Annotated in this window: 17 protein-coding genes; 15 read left to right on the top strand and 2 right to left on the bottom strand. The window is 66.7% G+C overall.

All coding sequences use genetic code 11. From position 1 onward, the window contains the following. The first annotated feature begins 71 nt into the window (after positions 1-71). The 3 genes from UAA55_RS15765 (at position 72) to UAA55_RS15755 (ending at position 2712) form a co-directional block, all read left to right on the top strand. Positions 72-770, top strand: coding sequence for a pirin family protein (locus UAA55_RS15765; protein WP_322953894.1), 699 nt, complete (start codon positions 72-74; stop codon positions 768-770). 248 nt (positions 771-1018) lie between these two features. Next, a complete protein-coding gene (locus tag UAA55_RS15760; RefSeq protein ID WP_322953892.1) occupies positions 1019-1480 on the top strand; it encodes a Dps family protein in 462 nt (153 codons plus the stop codon). A gap of 164 nt (positions 1481-1644) precedes the next feature. Further along, on the top strand, positions 1645-2712 hold the full coding sequence (locus UAA55_RS15755; protein WP_463667849.1) for an alpha/beta fold hydrolase: 1068 nt from the start codon (positions 1645-1647) through the stop codon (positions 2710-2712). Here UAA55_RS15755 and UAA55_RS15750 read toward each other — a convergent pair. Next, positions 2702-3601 carry a helix-turn-helix transcriptional regulator gene (locus tag UAA55_RS15750; protein ID WP_322953890.1) on the bottom strand — a complete coding sequence of 300 codons (900 nt, stop codon included), beginning with the start codon at positions 3599-3601 and terminating at the stop codon, positions 2702-2704. The genes UAA55_RS15755 and UAA55_RS15750 overlap by 11 nt on opposite strands. A gap of 147 nt (positions 3602-3748) precedes the next feature. Between UAA55_RS15750 and UAA55_RS15745 the strand changes: the two genes are divergently transcribed. Continuing rightward, positions 3749-4477 carry an SDR family oxidoreductase gene (locus UAA55_RS15745; RefSeq protein WP_322953888.1) on the top strand — a complete coding sequence of 243 codons (729 nt, stop codon included), beginning with the start codon at positions 3749-3751 and terminating at the stop codon, positions 4475-4477. Positions 4478-4562: 85 nt separating this feature from the next. On the opposite strand, the gene UAA55_RS15740 is transcribed toward UAA55_RS15745, so the two are convergent. Next, positions 4563-5789 carry a glycosyl hydrolase family 28-related protein gene (locus tag UAA55_RS15740; protein ID WP_322953887.1) on the bottom strand — a complete coding sequence of 409 codons (1227 nt, stop codon included), beginning with the start codon at positions 5787-5789 and terminating at the stop codon, positions 4563-4565. Positions 5790-6560: 771 nt separating this feature from the next. On the opposite strand from UAA55_RS15740, the gene UAA55_RS15735 reads away from it, so the two are divergent. The 11 genes from UAA55_RS15735 (at position 6561) to UAA55_RS15685 (ending at position 20483) form a co-directional block, all read left to right on the top strand. Next, positions 6561-7052, top strand: coding sequence for a hypothetical protein (locus UAA55_RS15735; protein ID WP_322953885.1), 492 nt, complete (start codon positions 6561-6563; stop codon positions 7050-7052). Further along, entirely contained in the window at positions 6988-7872 is an 885-nt protein-coding gene (locus UAA55_RS15730; RefSeq protein ID WP_322953883.1) for a response regulator transcription factor, read from the top strand. Before UAA55_RS15735 ends, UAA55_RS15730 begins: the two co-directional genes overlap by 65 nt. Beyond that, positions 7799-9343 carry a sensor histidine kinase gene (locus UAA55_RS15725; RefSeq protein WP_322953881.1) on the top strand — a complete coding sequence of 515 codons (1545 nt, stop codon included), beginning with the start codon at positions 7799-7801 and terminating at the stop codon, positions 9341-9343. Before UAA55_RS15730 ends, UAA55_RS15725 begins: the two co-directional genes overlap by 74 nt. Positions 9344-9494: 151 nt before the next feature. Beyond that, on the top strand, positions 9495-11495 hold the full coding sequence (locus UAA55_RS15720) for a sulfatase-like hydrolase/transferase (RefSeq protein WP_322953879.1): 2001 nt from the start codon (positions 9495-9497) through the stop codon (positions 11493-11495). A gap of 264 nt (positions 11496-11759) precedes the next feature. Continuing rightward, positions 11760-13223, top strand: a complete 1464-nt coding sequence (locus UAA55_RS15715; RefSeq protein ID WP_322953878.1) for a mannose-1-phosphate guanylyltransferase/mannose-6-phosphate isomerase — start codon at positions 11760-11762, stop codon at positions 13221-13223. A gap of 186 nt (positions 13224-13409) precedes the next feature. Next, on the top strand, positions 13410-14726 hold the full coding sequence (locus tag UAA55_RS15710) for an outer membrane beta-barrel protein (protein ID WP_322953877.1): 1317 nt from the start codon (positions 13410-13412) through the stop codon (positions 14724-14726). Between the two features lie 194 nt (positions 14727-14920). Continuing rightward, on the top strand, positions 14921-15601 hold the full coding sequence (locus tag UAA55_RS15705) for a polysaccharide biosynthesis/export family protein (protein WP_322953876.1): 681 nt from the start codon (positions 14921-14923) through the stop codon (positions 15599-15601). After that, a complete protein-coding gene (locus UAA55_RS15700) occupies positions 15601-17850 on the top strand; it encodes a GumC family protein (RefSeq protein ID WP_322953875.1) in 2250 nt (749 codons plus the stop codon). Before UAA55_RS15705 ends, UAA55_RS15700 begins: the two co-directional genes overlap by 1 nt. Before the next feature lie 110 nt (positions 17851-17960). Then, a complete protein-coding gene (locus UAA55_RS15695; protein ID WP_322953874.1) occupies positions 17961-19232 on the top strand; it encodes a glycosyltransferase family 4 protein in 1272 nt (423 codons plus the stop codon). After that, positions 19222-19875: a hypothetical protein gene (locus UAA55_RS15690; RefSeq protein WP_322953872.1), complete on the top strand. Its 654-nt coding sequence runs from the start codon at positions 19222-19224 to the stop codon at positions 19873-19875. Before UAA55_RS15695 ends, UAA55_RS15690 begins: the two co-directional genes overlap by 11 nt. After that, positions 19872-20483, top strand: coding sequence for a glycosyltransferase (locus UAA55_RS15685; RefSeq protein ID WP_322953871.1), 612 nt, complete (start codon positions 19872-19874; stop codon positions 20481-20483). Before UAA55_RS15690 ends, UAA55_RS15685 begins: the two co-directional genes overlap by 4 nt. Positions 20484-20504: the final 21 nt, after the last annotated feature.

Raw genomic sequence — 20504 nt, 5'->3', positions numbered from 1 at the left:
CAGGGCCATCTTAGGTCCTGTCAGCGGCGCCCACCGACGCCGCGCCAAAGATGAAAGCAAGGAGCTTTGTCATGATTGAACGTCGTCCGTTCGCCAAGCTGGGTGGCGCCAACCATGGTTGGCTGAAGGCCAAGCACCACTTCTCGTTCGCCAGTTATTACGACCCGGCCAACATGGGCTGGGGCAGCCTGCGGGTCTGGAACGATGATGAGATCGCGCCCAAGTCTGGCTTCCCGCCGCACCCGCATGCGGACATGGAGATCATCACCTATGTCCGTGACGGCGCCATCACCCACCAGGACAGCCAGGGCAACGAGGGCCGGGCCGAGGCCGGCGACGTGCAGGTGATGTCGGCCGGTTCCGGCATCCGCCACTCGGAATACAACCTGGAGAATGAGACCACCCGGATCTTCCAGATCTGGATCCAGCCGGAGACGCGGGGCGGGACGCCCTCCTGGGGGGCCAAGCCCTTCCCCAAGGCCGACCGGTCCGGCAAGTTCGTGACCCTGGCCAGCGGCTTCACCGGGGACGAGGGCGCCCTGCCGATCCGCGCCAAGGCCCGCGTCATGGGCGCCACCGTCAAGGCGGGTGAGCGGGTGACCCTGACCGTCGACCCCAGCCGGCATGTCTACCTGGTTCCGGCCAAGGGCGTGGTGGAGATCGACGGCGTCCGCATCGAGGCCCGTGACGGCGCCGCCATCACCGACCAGACCACGATCGAGGTGGTGGGGGTCGAGGACGCCGAGGTGGTGCTGGTCGACGCCGCCTGATGAGAGACGGGGCGCCGCCGCGGCCAGCGGCACCCCGTCCTTCGGCCCTATATTGCCCGGCCGAGAACCAGCCCGCGGGCTTGGAACGGCGCGGCGTCACCCTAAATGCTTGATGCCGGCCGTCAATACCGGCGGCCCCTGGCGATAGTCGCGCAACCGTTCAAGACGGGAGCAACCCTACAAGACAGGAGCGGAACGGGCTGCTACGCCCCATGCTTCCTCACGACCCAAGACGGGAGTTCCGACCCATGAGCACCAAGCCGAATTTCCAGGGCGTCCCGGGCGCGCTGACGCCGCTGCTGGCCGACATGTTCGCCCTGTACCTGAAAACCAAAAATTTCCACTGGCATATTTCCGGCCCGCATTTCCGCGAGTACCACCTGTTGCTGGACGATCAGGCGGCCGAGATTTTCGCCACCACCGACGCCATCGCCGAGCGGGTGCGCAAGGTGGGCGGCACCACCCTGAAGTCCATCGGTCAGATTTCGAAGCTGCAGCGCATCAAGGACAACGACGCCGAAAAGGTGGGCGCCCTGGACATGCTGCGGGAACTGCACGAGGACAACGTCACCCTGGCCGGCATCTTGCGCGAGGCGCACGAGGTCTGTGACGAGGCGGGCGACGTCGCCTCCGCCAGCCTGCTGGAGAATTGGATCGATGAGGCGGAACAGCGCGCCTGGTTCCTGGCCGAGACCATCGCCAAGGACTGATGCCCTTGTTCCGGCCCGCTTTTCCTTCGGCCGGTTCATCATTTCAGCGCACAAACCGCCAAATCGCGTTCAACCCTGCAAGTCACCGGCCCCCGGTCGCCCCTACCTTGGGCGCCGCCGGGGGCCCGGTCCCGGTTCCGAACACTTCAAGGAACAGCAGGGTCATGACTCTGAACGACGACATTCCCCAACCTTCAGCCTGCGATACCCAGCCGGCCGCGGATGGCCGGCCGGCCGCGGATGGCCGGCCGGACGCCGGCCGTCGCGCCGTGCTGGTGGGCGGCGGCGCCCTTGCGGCGCTGGCCATCCTGCCCGCGGGCGCCGCGACGGCCCTGGCCGCCCCCACTGAAACCGCTTCCCCCGCCACCGGCCCGCACGCGGCCGACAAAGGAACCCACGCCATGAACTTCATCACCACCAAGGACGGCGTCCAGATTTTCTACAAGGACTGGGGCCCCAAGACGGCGCAGCCGATCGTCTTCCATCACGGCTGGCCGCTGAGCGCCGACGACTGGGACAACCAGATGATGTTCTTCCTGGCGCATGGCTATCGCGTCATCGCCCATGACCGCCGCGGCCACGGCCGATCCACCCAGACCGACACCGGCAACGAGATGGACACCTACGCGGCCGACGTCATCGCCCTGGCCGCCGCGCTGGACCTAAAGAACGCCGTCCACATCGGCCATTCGACCGGCGGCGGCGAGGTGGCGCACTATGTGGCCCGCGCCGAAAGGGGCCGCGTCGCCAAGGCCGTGCTGGTCGGCGCGGTGCCGCCCATCATGGTGAAGTCCGACAAGAACCCGGGCGGCCTGCCGCTGGAGGTGTTCGACGGCTTCCGCACCCAGTTGGTGGCCAACCGCGCCCAGTTCTACCGGGACATTCCGGCCGGCCCCTTCTACGGCTTCAACCGCGCCGGCGCCAAGGTGTCCGAGGGGGTGATCGACAATTGGTGGCGTCAGGGCATGATGGGCGGCATCAAGGCCCATTACGACTGCATCAAGGCCTTCTCGGAAACCGACTTCACCGAGGATTTGAAGAAGATCGACGTGCCCGTGCTGATCATGCACGGCGACGATGACCAGATCGTGCCAATCGCGGACTCTGCGCATCTGGCCATCAAGCTGGTGAAGAATGGCGCCCTGAAGGTCTACAAGGGCCTGCCGCACGGCATGGCCACGACCCACGCCGACATCATAAACGCCGACCTGCTGGCGTTCGTTAAGGGCTGATCGGCTTTGTGACGGCCCCGGGAAGGGGGGTGCGGCCCGTGCCGCGTCCCCCTTCACCCGTCCCGTCGTCCGCCGCCGCCGGGCGCACCAGATAGACCATCAGCGACGCCCCGGGCATGGACGGCAGCAACAGGGGCACGAAGTCGTATTCCTGCCGGCCCCGCACCGGATGGTTCACCCATTTTCGCCCCGCGCACAGGGCCCGCACCTCCTGCCCCGGCCACACCCGGCGGAAGGTGTCGCTGGCCGCCAGCAGGTCGTCGATCAGGGTCCGGAATCGCGGATCGTTGGCATGGGCGGCACTCTGCCCCCGGAAGATGGAGGCCAGCGCGCGGGCGGTGGCGTTCCAGTCCACCCGTTCCTCCGGCGTGGGCGAGCGGGTGAAGTAGCGCCACAGCATGTTGCGCCCATAGGCTGGTGCCTCGGTGTCGAAGCGGAACAGATCCGCCGCCCCTTGGTTCCAGGCCAGCACATCCCAACGCGCATCCACGATATAGGCCGGATCCGGCTCCAGGCGGCGCAACAGCGCCAATGACTGCGCGTCCACCCCATCGCCCGTGTCCTCCAGCCGCGCTGGGGGGCGGCGGCCAGCCAGGGTGAACAGATGGTCCCGCTCCACCGCCGTCAGGCGCAGGGCGCGTGCCAGGTTGGCCAGCACCTGGTCGGACGGGCGCACGTCCCGCCCCTGCTCCAGCGCCGTATACCAGGCGGTGCCGATGTCGGCCAACTGCGCCACCTCCTCCCGCCGCAGGCCGGGGGTGCGCCGCCGCCGACCCGCGGGCAGGCCGACCGAGGCCGGATCCAGATGCCGGCGCCGGTCACGCAGGAAAGCGGCGAACGCCAGGTTGCCGCCGTTGGCGGAAACACCAGGCGGTGAGGGGCTGTTCATAGGCTGATAGTCTCAATAGTAGGATAACTAAATTCTTCTTATAGGATACAGCACCCGTCATTCTCCGGTCCAGACTGGGTGGCGCACGGGCGCCCCATTTCCGGATTGGAGAATGATCATGGCAAATTCCCTTCCCCCGATTCGCGCGTGGCCCTCATCACCGGCGCCAACAAGGGCATCGGGCTGGAGATCGCCCGGGGCCTGGGGCGCCAGGGCATAACCGTGCTGCTGGGTTGCCGCGACGAGGCGCTGGGCCGCGACGCCGCCGGCCACCTGACGCAGGAAGGCCTGCATGCCTACGCCCTGACCCTGGACGTGACCGACGCGGCCTCCGCCCTGGACGCGGCGGGACGTATCGCCCAGCGCTTCGGCCGGCTGGACATCCTGGTGAACAACGCGGGCATCGCCGCGCGGGAAGAGGCCGACGCCGCGCGCGAGGGCAAGCCCCTGGTGGACGTGGAGGTGATGCGCCGCGTCTATGAAACCAACGTCTTCGGCCCCGTCGCCGTGACCCAGGCCATGCTGCCGCTGCTGCGCCAAGCGCCCGCCGGCCGCATCGTCAACGTTTCCAGCGGCCTGGGCTCGCTGACCAATATGAGCGATCCCCAGCACCCGTACGCCGGGCTGGCCGTCCCGGCCTATGCGTCATCCAAGGCGGCGCTGAACGGCGTCACGGCGCAGTTGGCCAAGGCGCTGAAGGACACGTCCATCAAGGTGAACAGCGCCTGCCCCGGCCACTGCGCCACCGACCTCAACCGCCACAGCGGGCCGCGCACACCGGCGCAAGGGGCGGCGACGCCCATTCGCCTGGCGCTGCTGCCGGCCGATGGGCCGACCGGCGGCTTTTTCAACGACGCGGGCGCCTTGCCCTGGTGATGGCCCCCCGGTGAGGCGCGGCACCGGACCGGCGGGCGACGATCCCTCCGGTCCATCCAGCTTAACCGGAATCCGGCTAAGCACCTCAGCCGGAGGTCACCGTGGTCTTCAGGCTCAGCGTGCCGACGGGTGACGTGCCGTAGCAATTCTCGGCCGCCCAAGTGCAGCCGGTGCCGCTGACCATGTCGAAGCCGCCGCCGGACTGGCGCATCAGCACATGGCCGGCGGCGTTGCCGTTCACCTGGGCCAGCCGGGATTTGCCCGTGGTGGCCATGGCCCCGCCAGACGACTGGTCGCAGTTGTCCAGCACCGTCAGGTTGCTGAACCAGCCCCGCACCATATAGGTGGCGCCGCCGCCCTCGTTGTAGCCGGTGCAGTTGCGCAGCCGCATCTGCACCAGGCCGTAGACATGGGCGCCGTTGGGGTCGCCCGGCGACAGCGACCGGCAATTGTTCTCGAAGCCCACCTGCTCGATGGCAGCACCGCTGGAGGTGCCGTTGTTGTAGTAGAAGCCGTAGCTGCCGTTGTCGCGGCAGTAGCCGCCGAAGATCCGCACGTCGGTGGTGCCGCCGTATGTTGAATTGAAGTTGGTGGCCATCATGCCGCACTTGGTGTTCTGGGCGAAGAAGCAGCCCACCACGGTGATGGCGGAACAGACACCGCCCTTGGATTGGGCGAAGACGGCGCCGTTCTGCTTGCAGTCCTGGAAGAAGCAGCCGACCAGCAGGGATTCGAAGACATTGCCCTCGAACAGCAGGCCGTTCAGGCCCGCGCCCTCGATGCACAACCCATCCAGCGTGACGTTGTAGAAGAAATAGGAACTGCCGTAGGCGATGATGCGCAACCCATTGCCGTCCCTGCCGCTGCCCAGGATTTTCATGGCGCCCAGGATGCGGAAGTAGCGGACGGTGTTGACCGCCTGCAGGCTCATGATGTCGGTGCCGTTGGTGATGGTGGACACCAGCGTGGCGCCCTGCGCCTGCAGGCCCCAAGGCTTGCCCGCGTCCTGGGTGGACACGAAGGAGATGGTCTTGGCGATGGCGTAGGTGCCGGCCGGCACGATGACCATCAGGCCCTTGGTGGCCGCCGCCGCCAGGGCCTTGGAAAAGGCGGCGCTGTCGTCGGTGACGCCGTCACCAACGGCGCCGTAGTCATAGATGGTGGGGGTTGCCTTGGCCGTGGCGGTCTGCGCCACCTGGACTGACCCCTCGCCCTCATCGGGGGCCGGTGTCGCGTCCGCGCGCGCGGCGGCCACCGCGGACAAGCCGAAGGGCAGCGCGGCACCGGCCGCGATCAAGTGTCGGCGATCCATGATTTACCTCGCTGAAGAACAACGTGTCCCGCCGCCGCTCCTGTTGAAGCCTGAATTTCCTGGCCCTTTGGGAAGTTCCAGCTTAAGGAGCGCTAAACCTATGGGGGAATAGGGTGGCAGGTCTCTTTCGGCGGTGCCGTATCAGAATTCACCGACATGTACAGTCTCGCAAGACCAAAACGGCACAAAGAGAAGTAGCATCCGATATACCTCGGACAGCAAATATCCTGCCATTTTATACCGATTCCACGCACCACTGGGGACATAGGCGGGTTTTAGTCATATACCGCACTGCAATAGACATATGCCACCCGCGCCATGTGACGAAACTGTGTTCGCCAAATGCCCAATGGCGGCCACACGCCACTGCAAGGCATTGTTCCCGTGCTTGCAAACGGCACCAATCCGTTTGATAGATTGCCTTTATGTTAAATTGTATGTAATCACCACTTGCTCAATCGGTATCGACCAAACCAAGCAGCTCTGTCCAACCCAGTGCCTTTCGGTAGGGAATAAGCGGCCGGCCCACGCCATGGTGATGCCATGATCCCGTGCGACTTACAGGGGCGGACGACTTCTTAACCATAAAAAAGGCGGCGGCCCCAACCTACCGGGGACCACGCCTTCGAAGGCAGGCTCCCCGGGAGGGACCACCCCATAGATGCGCGTGACCGGCCCCTTGGCTTCGCAGCCGGGGGGCGGGCCGACGGAGGTCGTCCCTTATGGAGGTTTTTTGTGGTGTGCGCAAAACTTTGGCATCGGGCAGGCCTCGTGGGGCTGACGCTGCTGTCGGGCTGCACCGCCTGGTTGCCGCCCTGGGAGCAGGCCAAGCCCGCCCCCCAGAAGATCGCGGTCACCCGACCGGCCCCGACCCGCGCCAAGGCCCCGGCGGCCCCCGCCACCGGGACAGCTGACGCCGCCCGCGTGGCGGCCGCACGACGCACGCCCCCCTCCCCCACCCCATCTCAGACGACACCGGCGGCCAACACCGCCGCGCTCGGGTCGTCCGACATCGATCTGGTGGGTATGGACGAATCCCAGTTACAGGCCCTGATGGGTCCCCCTTCTTCCCAGCAGGATCTTTCCCCTGGGAAGGAATGGCTTTACCGCCATGGGGCATGCACCGTCGACCTGACACTGTACCCCGACATCAAGACGCAGGCTTACCGCGTCCTAAGCTATGAGGTGACAAGTGACAATGACATCGGCGACCGCAAACGCTACTGCCTGGCCGACCTCCGGTCCGTGGCTCAAGCCAAATGACGTCCTGCCGGCCGTGCCGGCCCGCGTGGTCCTTGTCGACGATGACGAGGCCTTCCGCGAGGCGGCCACGGGCGAGCTGGAGGATCTCGGCTTCACCGTCACCGGCTTCCCCGACGCGAAGTCGTTGATCACCCACCTGACCAGCGCGGACGGCTCGGGCCTGGATGACGGCGCCGCCGACATCCTGGTCATCGACTGGTGCCTGGAACGGACCCTGGGCATCGACCTGCTGCCCGACCTGCGGCGGCGCGGCTGCCGCATCCCGGTGATCTTCCTGACCGGCATGTCCATGCCCGCGAACGAGACGCTGGCCCTGGATCGCGGCGCGGTCGACTTCATCGACAAGACCCGCGGCATGTCGGTGCTGGCCCGGCGCATCCGCCTGATCCTGCAACCGCCCGCGGCGGCGGCCCTCACCCCCACGACCACGGCCGGTGACGAGATCATATGTGGAAAGCTTACCCTTAAGCCTAAGGTCAACCGAGCCTTTTGGCAGGGTCGCGACGTGATGCTTACGGTTACCGAATTTAGTATCGTCGAGTTCATGGTGGCCAATCTGGGCGAGCACGTCACCTACAGGGCCATCTACGACCGCGTGCACTGGAGCGGCTTCGTCGCCGGCAGCGGCGAGGATGGCTTCCGGACCAACGTGCGCTCGTCGATCAAGCGGATCCGGAGCAAGTTCAATGCTATCGATCGTGGCTTTGCGGAAATTGAGAATTTCGCGGCCTTCGGCTACCGATGGCGTGACCCGGCAGCCGTCGACGCCACAGCGTCTGACGTGGGCCGCCCGCAGGATATCCGGATCACTCACGGTTAGACTGGGCTTCCTGCTCGTCATCTTCGCGGCCCTTCCCTTCATCCTGTATGGCCAATTCGAAACGGCGAACCGCAAGGAAAGGGAGATTGTCACCAAGAACCTGAGGTACAGCAGCTGGCTGATCGCCCAGGCCCTGAAGCCGCTGCTGAACCGCGAAAGCGGCCCGCCCACCGCGTCCTTGAACGAGGAGCTGGCCAAATACGACGGTGACGGCACCAACCTGAAACTGATGTTCCAGCCCAAGGGAGGAGCCGCCGGCCAGGACGGCGGCTTCTACTTTTTGGCCTCGGCGCCCAAGGTCGGCATGGCGGATCTGGGCGCCACGCTGGACAACCTTCAGCGCCACGGCATCGTTTCCCAGGTGGCGGAGAGTTGCACTTGGGACAAGCCCGTGGACATCCGCTACACCCAGCCGACGGGCCATGAGGAGATACTGACCTCCGTCGTGCCCATCCAGAGCCGCTGGGGCTGCTGGGTCCTGGTCTCCTCCCACGTCACGTCCGAACTGCTGGCCACGGCCATCGGTCGCCCTTATTGGCAGACGCCGCAAGTGCGGCTGTCGCTGATGCTGTACCTGGCCGTGGCCGTCATCGCCCTGCTGACCGCCCTGTCCGTGCGCCGTCATATCCGCCATTTCCGCCATGTCGCGCGTGAAATCCGCCAGGGCCGGGTGGCCGGCAACACCTTCGCCAGCCGCAACGCCATCCCCGAGCTGGACAGCGTGGCCCATGACTTCGACGGCCTGGTCCACGACCTGCACCATGTGGCCGGCGTCATCCGCCAGACGGCGGAGGACAACGCGCATTCCTTCAAGGGACCCGTCGCCACCATCCAGGCCTGCCTGGAGCCCCTGAAACGCCTGATCCCGGCGGAGCACGCGCGGGGCAAGCGCGCCGCCGAGCTGATCGAGCTGTCGCTGGACCGGCTGAAGGCCCTGATCTCCGCCTCGCAGTGTTTGGACAACACCATGGCGGACATGATCGAATCGCCGCGCGAGGCGGTGGACCTGACGCAGATCGTGGCCGACATCCTAAAAAGCTACCGCGAGGTGCTGGTGGCCCGGCAGATCCGCCTCAGCCGCCAGCTGCCGCCGGACGTGTTGGTCCGCGCCGGCAAGGTCGCCCTGGCCGTGGTGGTGGAGAACATCCTGGACAACGCCGTCAGCTTCACCCCCGACGCGGGCGCCATCGCCGTGCGCCTGCAGGAGGAGGACGGTGTCATCAACCTGACCATCGAAGACAGCGGCCCCGGCATCGACCCGGACAAGATCGACAACATCTTCGACCGCTATTTCTCCCTGCGCCCGCCCGACCACGCCCGCCGCGACGCCAAGGCCGGGTCGCCCGGCCATGCCGGTCTCGGCCTGTGGATCGTGAAGCGCAACGTCGAGGCGTTGGGCGGCACGGTCACGGCCACCAACCGCATTGGCGGCGGCCTGAAGGTCCATATCGTCCTGCCATCCGCGACCTAAGTAGCAACAATAACAATCTCTGGGTGAAAATTCTTGGCGAAATGAGCCGTTTTCGTTATAGTGATCCGCCGCTAAAACGCGCATTAGTTGCGGCCTCGTGACAGGGGAGCACCGGGACAGGCGGCGTCCAAAACGGGAGGGACGTATCGCCATGAGCACGAGCCCCAACATCCTGCTGGTCACCAGCGATCAGTATCGCTTTCCCCGCTTCTCCTACGGCCCCGAGGGCGGCTTCGCGGAGGCGCTGAAGCAGATCCTGGGCTTCCAGGGCGCGGTGGACGCCCACAACCCCTATGCCGCCTTCTTCCCCGGCCTGCTGCGCCTGCGCCGTAACGCGGTCGTGCTGCGCAACCACACCATCGCCGCCAGCGCCTGCACCCCCAGCCGGGCCACGATCTACACCGGCCAGTACGGCACGCGTACGGGCGTGACCCAGACCGACGGCCTGTTCAAGAACGGCGACGCCGCCAATTTCCCCTGGCTGGCCCCCGATGGCATCCCCACGCTGGGCAGTTGGATGCGGGCCGCCGGTTACAGCACCCACTATTTCGGCAAATGGCACGTCAGCAATCCGCCCGACCATAGCCTTCAGGCCTACGGCTTCGACGACTGGGAAGAATCCTATCCGGAACCGCACGGCGCATCGCCCAACAACCTGGGCACCTACCGCGACATCGGCTTCGCCGACTCCGTCTGCACCTTCCTGCGGCGCAAGGCGCTTGGGCTGGACTACGACCGGGCCGCCGCGGTCAAAAGCGAGAAGGCGCCCAACCAGTCCGCACCGGACGCGTCCAAGGCGCGCCCCTGGTTCGCCGTCGCCTCCTTCGCCAATCCCCATGACATCGCGACATATCCGGCGGTGATCGCCCAGGCCTTGCCGTCGGACAGCGGCACGCCCGTCACCCTGCCCAACGGCCAGACGGTGGGCGCCACGCAATCGGTCTTCGGTCCCCTGACCGTGCCCCTGCAAGGCGACCGCACGCCCCCGCCCACCGGCGGCACCCTGCAGGTCGCCCTGAACCCCTTGGGCTTCCCGCAAGCCTGCGCCCACAACCCGCCCACCCTGGACGAGGATTTGGCGGCCAAGCCGTCCTGCCAATACGACTACGCCTACAAGATGGGCCTGGCACTGTCGGCCAAGGTGGGCACCGGCGCGGGCGGCGCCGTTCCGGCCGACAAGATGGACGCGGCCGTGGCGGTCACGCTGAAAAGCTGCATCCCGTTCCAGCTGGCCGACGACCCCGGCGCCTCGGCGCGGGACTTCATTCAGCTGTACGCCTATCTGCATGCCGTGGTGGACGCTCAGATCGACCGCGTGTTGCGCACGCTTGAGGAATCGGGTCTGGCGGAGAACACCATCGTCGTCTTTCTGGCCGACCACGGCGAATATGCCGCCGCCCACGGCATGATGATCGAGAAATGGCACACCGCCTATCAGGAGGCGCTGCACGTTCCGGTCGTGGTGCAGTTCCCCAGGTCGGCGCACCAGGTGCCAGGCGGCCTGCGGCAGTTGGACCAGGTGACCAGCCACATCGACATCGTGCCCACCATCCTGGGCCTGGCCGGGGTGGACCAGGAGCAGACCGCCCGCCGGCTGGCGGCGGCCCGCGGGCCAGTCCCGCCGCTGCCGGGCGCCAATCTCGCCCCCCTGATCCGGGGGGAAACCGACGTGGTGACGGAACCCGACGGCCTGCCGCGCCGGGGCGTGCTGTTCATCACGGATGATGAGATCACCAAGCCGCTGCCGCCGATCGGCGACCCGCATGAGACCGCGTCCTACGCCCAGTTCGCCGTGTTCGACGCCACGGTGGCCGCCGTGCGTGAGGGGTCGCATGGCAAGGGCCCCGTGCCCGGCCTGACGCCGGGGCCGGTGCGCCAGCCCAACCATGTCCGCTGCGTGCGCACCCCCGATTTCAAGCTGGCGCGCTATCACGACCCCGATGGCCGCGTGCCCCAGGAATGGGAAATGTACGACCTGCGGCACGATCCGAACGAGACCGTCAGCCTGGTCCAGGTGCGGACCTCGCCCCCCACGGCGCGCCATGACCTGCCGGGCTGGACCACCCGCGCCGCCGTCCAGGCGGACGCCGACAGCCTGGCCGACCTGCTGGCCCGGCTGGAGGCGCGGGACCTGCCGCCGCTGGCGCCCTGACCCGTCACAACATCGCCGATAACGTGCAGCGCCGCTCCGAAACGGGCGGCGTTGCCGTGTTTGCGCCGACACGCCACACCCGCCCTTGAAAGCGGGCGCCACCGTCCTACCCTTTCTGAGCGCAAAGACGTACACCCCATGCGCCCGCCGATCCCGGTTCCCAATGCCCGGATCCCCGGCCACGGCTTGGTCACTGGCCCCCGTAAAGCCTGCCCCGTAGCGTGATCTGCAAAGGTTCCCACCCTGAAGCGGAGCATTCATAAAATGCATGACGTGACGGAGCGCGTGTCCACCCGGGCCCTGCGGACCACGCAAATCCATCCGGTTCTCCTGTCCGGCGGCGCCGGCACCCGGTTATGGCCCCTCTCCCGGGCGATCCATCCCAAGCAGTTCCTGGCGCTGACCTCGGACCGGACCCTGTTGCAGGAGACGGCCGCGCGCAGCCTGGGCGACGCCGGTTTCGCCGACCCCGTCGTCATCTGCAACGAGGAACACCGGTTCATGATCCACGAGCAGCTGCACGGGATCGGAATCCAGCCCCAGACCATCATCCTGGAAAGTGCCGCCCGCAACACGGCGCCGGCCATCGCCGCCGTCGCGCTGTGGCTGATGGATCGCGACCCCGACGCCCTGATGCTGGCCCAGCCCTGTGACCATCTGATCGGCTCGCTGCCCGACTTCTACCTGGCGGTGGCCAAGGGCGTGCCGGCGGCGCAGGCCGGTCACCTGGTCACCTTCGGTGTCGTGCCCGACAAGCCCGAGACCGGCTACGGCTACATCCGCACCGGCGCCCCGCTGGCGGGCGTGGACGGTGTGCGCGCGGTCGAGCATTTCGCCGAAAAGCCCAACGCGGAGACGGCGGAACGCTACCTGGCCAGCGGCAACTACCTGTGGAACAGCGGCATCTTCCTGATGTCCGCCCGACAGTATATCGCCGAGCTGGAACGCCTGCAGCCGGACATGGTGACCGCCGTGCGCGAGGCCATCTCCGCCGGCAAGGAGGATAACGGCTTTTTCCGTCTGGACGAGGCCTGCTTCACCGCCGCCGCCTCGCTGTCCATCGACCACGCGGTCATGGAACACACGGACAAGGCCGCCGTCATCCCGGTGGAGATGGCCTGGTGCGACGTCGGCTCCTGGCGGTCGCTGTGGGATGTCAGCCACAAGGACGACGACGGCAATGTCGAGCAGGGCGACGTCATCCTGCAGGACGTGAAGAACAGCTACGTTCATTCCGACGGCCGCCTGGTGGCCGCCATCGGCGTGGAGAACCTGGTGATCGTCGCCACCGACGACGCCCTGCTGGTCGCCGACGCCGCCCACGCCAAGAACGTGGGCAAGGTGGTGGAGCAGTTGCGCCGCCGCAACCGGTCGGAGGAAACCCACCACACCACGGTCTACCGGCCGTGGGGCTATTACCGTGCCGTGGACATCGGTTACCGCTTCCAGGTGAAGCGCATCATGGTGAAGCCGGGCGCGCGCCTCAGCCTGCAGAAGCATCACCACCGCGCGGAACATTGGATCGTCGTCCAGGGCACCGCGTTGGTGCAGCGCGACGGCGAGAACCGCCTGGTGCGGGAGAACGAGTTCGTTCACATCCCCATCGGCATGGAGCACCGCCTGGAGAACCCCGGCAAACTGCCCCTGCACCTGATAGAAGTGCAATCTGGCGCTTATCTGGGCGAAGACGACATCGTGCGTCTGTCCGATACCTACGGCCGCGCGTGAGCGCGGCCCCATTTCCCGGGACCCAACCCGGGAGAGGGAGCCAATTGACGCGGAAACGGGCGGGGAACGGGGGGCAACCCGTTTTAAACCAAGACGCGGTCCCGCAAGGGCAACGCGCCAAGCCCGAGGTCAAATCCGATGCCTGCATACCATCGACGCCATTCCATCCCGTCGTTCGGGAAGGTGATGTACGATCGCCCTCTCGCCCGCCTCCACCCGGCCGCAGAGACGACGGAGGCCGACGGCCTGAAACGGCGCCTGCTGTTGGCCGCGGCCGGGCTGGCGCTGACCGGCGGCCTGGCCGCCGTCCCCGCCAACGCCCAGACGGAAACGTCGCCGGACGAGACGGTGGCCACCCGCCAACACCCGGAATTCGACCCGCCGGGCATCCGGGTGGGCGGCTTCATCCTTTATCCCAGCGTCACGCTGGATGAGGTGTTCGACAGCAACATCTATGCGACGCAGGGGCATGACACCAGCGACCTGATCACGGTGCTTCAGCCCAAGCTGGAGCTGAAGTCCAACTGGAACGTGCACCAGTTGAACCTGCACGCCAGCGGCGACATCGACTGGTACGCCCAGCACAGCCGCGAGAACTACGCCAACTATGACATCGGGGCGGACGGCCGGCTGGAGGTCTACCACGACGCGTGGATATCCGGCGGCGCCGATTACAGCCTGTGGCACCTGCCCCGCACCTCGCCCAACAACATCGTCGGCCAGGCCGACCCGACCGAATACAACCAAGCCTCGGCCAACGTGGTCGGGCACAAGGAATTTGGCAACCTGTTCGTCGAGCTGGGCGACAGCTACAACCGCTACGACTTCACCAACGCCCAGACCTTCGATGGCCGGGCCATCATGTGGGAACGCCAGAACCATGATGAGAACGAGGTCAGCGTCCGCACCGGCTATACCATCCAGGGCCTGTATGAGCTGTATGTAAAGGGCGCCTACAACACCCGCAGCTACGACAGCACATCGGACATGAGCGGATTCAACCGCAATTCCAACGGCTACACCGTCCTGGTCGGTGGCAAGTACAACCTGACGGGCATCACCTCGATCGATCTGTTCGCCGGATATCGCTCGCAGGACTACGACGACGCGCGCCTGGGTACCTTCTCCGCCCCCACGGGCGGCGCCAAGATAACCTGGAACGTGACACCGCTGACCACCGTGACCGGTGAGATCACCCGCGACATCCAGGAGACCATCGTCGTGGGTGCCGCCGGCTACTTCGCCACCAAGGAAACCGTGGCGGCCGACCACGAATTGCTGCGCAACCTTATCCTCCACCTGCAGCTAAGCCATGAGGCTGACGATTTTCAAAATATAGGCCGAACTGATGATGTCTATGGCGTTGGTCTTGGCGGAAAATACATGATGAATCAAATGACCGCCATCAACGTACGTTACAACTACCAAATCCGGTCGTCTAATGGCACCGGAATTGGCTATGCGGACCACAACATCTTGGTCGGCTTAACCCTTCATCTTTAAGGGAATACTGGCTGTATCCATCGCGATCACAGCGCAGGTGGGGGCGGCCCCCGTTTGATCACAACCGCCGCCCCCCACTTTTGATAAAACTATCGTGTGAGCCCCACGAAAACGGGCCGTCACCACCAGACCCACAAACGAGAGCCCGGCGCCTTGGCGGCCGGGCCGCCTCCGATCAAGCAGAAGGTGCCGGAATGCTGCCTTCCCGCCTCTCCCGCAAATCCTCACCCCGGCTGGCCGTCCTGGCCGTCGTGGCCGGGGCCCTAGCGCTTCCCTACACGGCTTACGCCCAGAACGCCGGCCAGCCGCCGGCGCCGAACGTCACCGCTGGGGGCGCTGTCGCCAGCAACGACCCGGCGTCCAAGCCCGGTGCGCCCGCCAGCCCCGGTGTGGGTGGTGGTGGCGTCGCCGCCGCCGACTATCAGCTGGGCCCGGGCGACCGGGTTCGCATCACCGTGTTCGGCCAGCAGGACCTGTCCGGCGAATACGCCGTCGATGGCACCGGCACCCTGTCCTTCCCCCTGGTGGGCCAGGTGCACGCCGGCTCGCTGACGGCGGGCCAGCTGGGCAAGGCGCTGGAAGGCAGCCTGTCCCCCAACTACATCAAGAACCCCCATGTGAGCGTGGAAGTGCTGAGCTACCGGCCCTTCTACATCCTGGGCGAGGTCAAGACCCCTGGCAGCTACGCCTACGTCTCCGGCATGACGGTGCTGAACGCCGTCGCGCTGGCCGGCGGGTTCACCTACCGCGCCCGCGACGATGACTTCCGTCTGCAGCGCACCGCCAAGGACGGCAGCAAAACCCAGGTCGACGCCGAACCGACGACGCCGGTCCAGCCCGGTGACGTCATCACAGTCCGGGAGCGCTATTTCTGATGACTTTGCCCGAGCAGCCCCGCGCCCTGGGTGGTGGTCCCATCCTCCCCCGGCGCCTCACCGCCGCCCCGCCGGCCCCCCGCCCCGTCTATATGCCTCCGCCGCAGCAACAGCAGCGGGACGTGCTGGACACCTATCGCAAGATTTGGGCGCACCGGCGCCTGGTCCTGGCCTGCACCATCGGCACCGCCCTTCTCGCCGGCATCGTCGGCTGGAGCATGCCGTCGCGCTACACCTCGGAGTCCCGGGTGCTGGTGGGCGTGCCCCAGCCCTCGCTGGAAGGCATCGGCCCCACCATGGCGTCCATGACCTTCAACGCCGAGCGGGTGCAGAGCGAGGGGCTGGTGGCCCAGTCGCGCGAGCTGGCCCAGAAGGTGGTCGACCGGCTGCACCTGAACGACGATCCGGAGTTCAATCCGGACGCCAGGACAGCGGCGCCGCAGATCCCGGCCTGGGCGCGGCTGCTGCCGACCAGCGTGGCGGAATGGCTGACCAAGCCCAAGGCCAAGCCGCCGGAAACGCCGGACCAGCAGGCCCGCACGGCCGCCATGATCAACAACCGCACGGTCGACATCCTGCTGTCCAAGCTGGACATCGCCACGGTCGGCCGTTCGGATGTGCTGAAGATCCAGGCGACGACCCGTGATCCGGAGACCGCCGCGCTGGTGGCCAACGCCGTCGCCGACGCCTATCTGGCCGAGCAGCGCGACGTGAAGGTCGGCACCGCCAGCCGGGTTGAAGAGTATATGGAGGGCCGCATCGCCGACCTGCGCAAACAGGTCGAGGACAGCGAGAAGGCCATCGAGGATTACCGCAAACAGTACGGCCTGTATGATCAGCAGAACGGCACCGGCATCATGGGCCAGCGCCTGACGGAGCTGAACACCCAGCTGATCACCGCCCAGACCGCCAAGGCTGACGCCGAAGCGCACCTGAACGACGCCCAGAACCTGATGCGCCAGGGCATCACCGGCGACAGCGTGCCGGAGGTGCTGAACAACCCGCTGATCCAGTCGCTGAAGCAGCAGCAGGCCGCCGCCGAGCAGCGGCTGGCCCAGCTGTCCGCCACCTACGGCGACAAGCATCCGCAGGTCACCGACGCCAAGGCGCAGATCGCCGACGCCCAGCGCAAGATCAAGGCGGAGATGCAGGGCATCATCAATGGCCTACAGAACGTGGCCCGCACGGCCAACGCCCGCTACCAGGCCGTGCTGCGCGACTTCAACGAGGCCAAGGGTTCCCTGGGCTCCGACAACCAGAACGCCATCCATCTGGAGGCGATGGAGCGCGACGCCGCCGTCAACCGGCACCTGCTGGAAACCATGCTGACGGAAGAGAAGCGCCTGATCGGCCGCCAGCAGCTGGAGGCGCCGGACGCCCGGGTCATCTCCCGCGCCACCCCGCCGGTGTCGGCCAGCTATCCGCCCAAGGCCCTGATCCTGCTGTTGGGTACCCTGGTGGGCGCCGTGGCCGGCATGCTGATCGCCCTGCTGATGGAGGAAGCCGACCAGACCTTCCGCCAGAGCAGCCAGATCGAAAGCGCCACGGGCATCCCGGTCGTGGCCCTGGTGCCGGAGGTGAAGGGCAAATCGCCCACCGCCCAGGTGCTACGCGAGCCTGTGTCCCCCTTCGCCGAAACGCTGCGCAAGATCCACATCGCGCTGGAGCTGTCGGAACTGGAGTACAGCCCCCGCACCGTGCTGCTATCCTCCGCCGCCCCCGGCGAAGGCAAGAGCGTCATCATCGCCGCCCTCGGCCGGCTGCTGGCCAGCCACGGCCGACGCATCCTGATCGTCGACTGTGACTGGCGCTCCCCCTCGCAGCACAAGCTGTTCAACGTGTCGAACAAGCACGGCCTGGCTTCGCTGCTGACCGATGACAGCGTGGTGCTGGACGATTGCATCCACCACGACACCCTGTCGGGGCTGGAACTGATCACCGCCGGCCACTGGACGTCCAAGGACACCCGCATGCTGACGTCCGACCGCATGCGGGTCCTGCTGCAGACCTTCGCCAAGAACTACGACCTGGTGCTGATCGACACGGCGCCGGTGCTGGTGGGGGCCGAGGTGCTGGCCATGTCGCGGATGGTCGACAAGGTGCTGTTCACCGTGCGCTGGGACCACACCCGCCGCAACGCCGCGCTACAGGCCCTGCGCCAGCTGGTGGAAGTGCAGTGCGACCTGACCGGCGTGATCATGTCCCGGGTCGACCCGCGCCGCTACCGCCAGTACGGCTACGCTCGCTGAACTACGACTACGCCCGCCCCCTGGCCGATCACTTCGGCTGATCCACATTAGAGGACAGCGCCATGGAGCGAGAGGCCCTGCGTGACTTGCCGCCGGAGGGGGTGAAAGGGATGGATCTTCCTCCTTCCTCCGTCCCCTCCCCCCAGGCGGCCCTTTTGACCCGCGCCTACCCGCCGGAACTGATCGGCTCCGCCCCGCAGTGCGCCGATCTGGCGGAATGGCTGACCCGGCTGGGCTGTGAGACCACGGTGTTCACCGGCCTGCCCTATTATCCGGGCAACGAAGTCTTCACCCAGTACAAGGACTTCAAGGGCGGTCACGAGGTGCTGAACGGCGTGCGGGTGGAGCGCCTGCGGGCCATGATCCCCCGCAAGGGGTCGGCCAAGGCCCGCATCCTGGCCGAGGCCAGCTTTCTGCTGGCGGGGCTGTGGGCCCGGGCCTCCGGCCGGTTGCGCCCCAAGCCCCTGGTCATCAGCCTCTGCCCCTCCATCCTCACCGTCGCCTTGGGATGCCTGGTCCGCCGGCGCGACGGCCGCCATGTCGCCATCATCCATGACATCCAGTCCGGCATGGCCCGGGGGTTGAACATGGTGTCCAGCGGCGGCCTGGTGAGGGCGATGCGCTGGTGTGAGCGCACGGTGCTGAACCGGGTGGACCTGATCGTCGTGCTGACGGACCACATGGCGGAACAGTTGCGGGAGCTGGGTGTCACGCAGGATATCGAGGTCGTGCCCATCTGGGTCGACACTGATCGCCTGTACCCCGACGCCCCGATGGTGGCGGCCAACGACAGCCCGGCCATCGCCCCGGCGCCCAAGATCGCCGCCCGGCTGCTGTACAGTGGCAACTTCGGCCTGAAGCAGGGCCTGGGCCAGGTGCTGTCCATGGCGGAAGAGCTGCAGCGCCAAACCGATGACGTGGAGATCATCCTGCGGGGCAGCGGCACCATGCGGGCCACCCTGGAGGAAGAGATCGCCGCGCGGGCGCTGCGCCGGGTGCGCGTCACCGGCCTGCTTCCGCCCGACCAGCTGCGCCAGGGCCTGACCGAAGGCGACATCCACCTGGTGCCACAGGAACCGGAGGCCGCCGCCTTCGCCATCCCATCCAAGATTTTCAACATCATGGCCGTGGGTCGCCCCTTCGTCACCACGGCCAACCCGCACAGCCCCCTGTGGCATCTGCGCGAACGCAGCGGCGCCTTCATCTGCGTGCCGCCCCACGACACCGCGGCCTTCACCGAGGCCGTGCTGCGCCTGGTGCGGGACCCGGGCCTGCGCCGGGAACTGGGCGCCCGGGGCCGGCGTTTCGTGGAACAGCATTATTCCCGGTCCCACGTCCTAGGGGGATTGGTCCGGCGACTGGATGCGCTCTATGCCAAGTAAGTACCCAGCGGGGACCCACGCCGGACCCTCGGCCGGCGGCCCCCACTCCTTCGTCATTTTCGAGCCGGACGCGGAAGGCCATCCCTGCGAATGGCTGAAACACCTGATGCACTTCGCCGTCGCGGACAAGCGGGACTACCGCGTCTCGTTCGTCGTGGCGCGCGAGCTGTATGACGAGCTGGTGGCCGACGGCGCCGCCAGCCGCCAGGATCGCGTCCAGGTTCTGGCGCTGGAACCGTCGGAGCAGGCGTTGTGCCGCCATCCCCTGTTGCCCGTGCGCGGCTTCGCCCGGTGGTGGGTCATGCGCCGCTATCTGGAGCGCACGGGCTCAGAAGCCGGTCACTTCCTATCGCTGGACCACCTGACCCTGCCGCTGGCCCTCTCGCTGGGCGCACGGGGCCGCCGCCTCTGCGGCATCCTTTTCCGGCCGTCCGTCCATTATCGCGCCCTGGGCAGTTACGAGCCCAGCCTCAAGGAATGGCTGCGCGACGCGCGCAAGGCCCTGCTCTACCCTCTCATGCTGCGCAATTCCTCGGTCCACCGGGTGCTGACGCTGGACCCCTATTTCCCGACATACGCCCAGGATCATTACGGCCAGGGGGGAAGGTGCGCACCGTGGTCGACCCGGTACATCCTTTCGTGAACGAGACATCGGAGGAGCGGGCCCTGGCCGACAGCATGCCCACCGACCGCGTCACCCTGCTGCTGTTCGGATTCTTGAGCGAGCGCAAGGGCGTGCTGTCCCTGCTGGACGCGCTGCGCCAGCTGCCGGCGGAGGCGGCGGCCAAGGTGGCGGTCATGATCGCCGGCAAGGTCGACCCGGCCTTGCGCGACCAGGTGTACGCGGCGCTGAAAAAGGTGATCCAGGACCAGCCCAACCTGTGGATACACCTGGAAGACCGGCGCCTGACCAGCGGCGAGATCAACGCCCTGATCAAGGAGGCGTCGGTCGTGCTGGCCCCCTACCAACGCTTCGTCGGGTCCAGCGGGGTGCTGCTGTGGGCGGCGCAGGCGGGCAAGCCGGTCTTGACCCAGGATCTGGGCCTGTTGGGCTGCCTCGCCCGCACCCATCGTCTAGGTCTCGCGTTGGATACGACGGATAGCGAAATCCTCTCTAAAGGTATAGAATATATATCTGAGAGCGATACGCGCAGTTATTTCGACCAAGAGGCGGCGGCCAATTATATCCGCCATCAGAGCCCGCAGAACTTCGCTTCCGAAATATTCTCCAGCCTCATGGGCACCACCTGATTGAGGTACGCCCGGCTTTGA

This window comes from Nitrospirillum guanabarense (assembly GCF_034653355.1).
Taxonomy (GTDB): Bacteria; Pseudomonadota; Alphaproteobacteria; order Azospirillales; family Azospirillaceae; genus Nitrospirillum.
The sequence above is the reverse complement of the archived record's forward strand: the minus strand, read 5'-3'. Positions and strand labels throughout refer to the sequence as shown.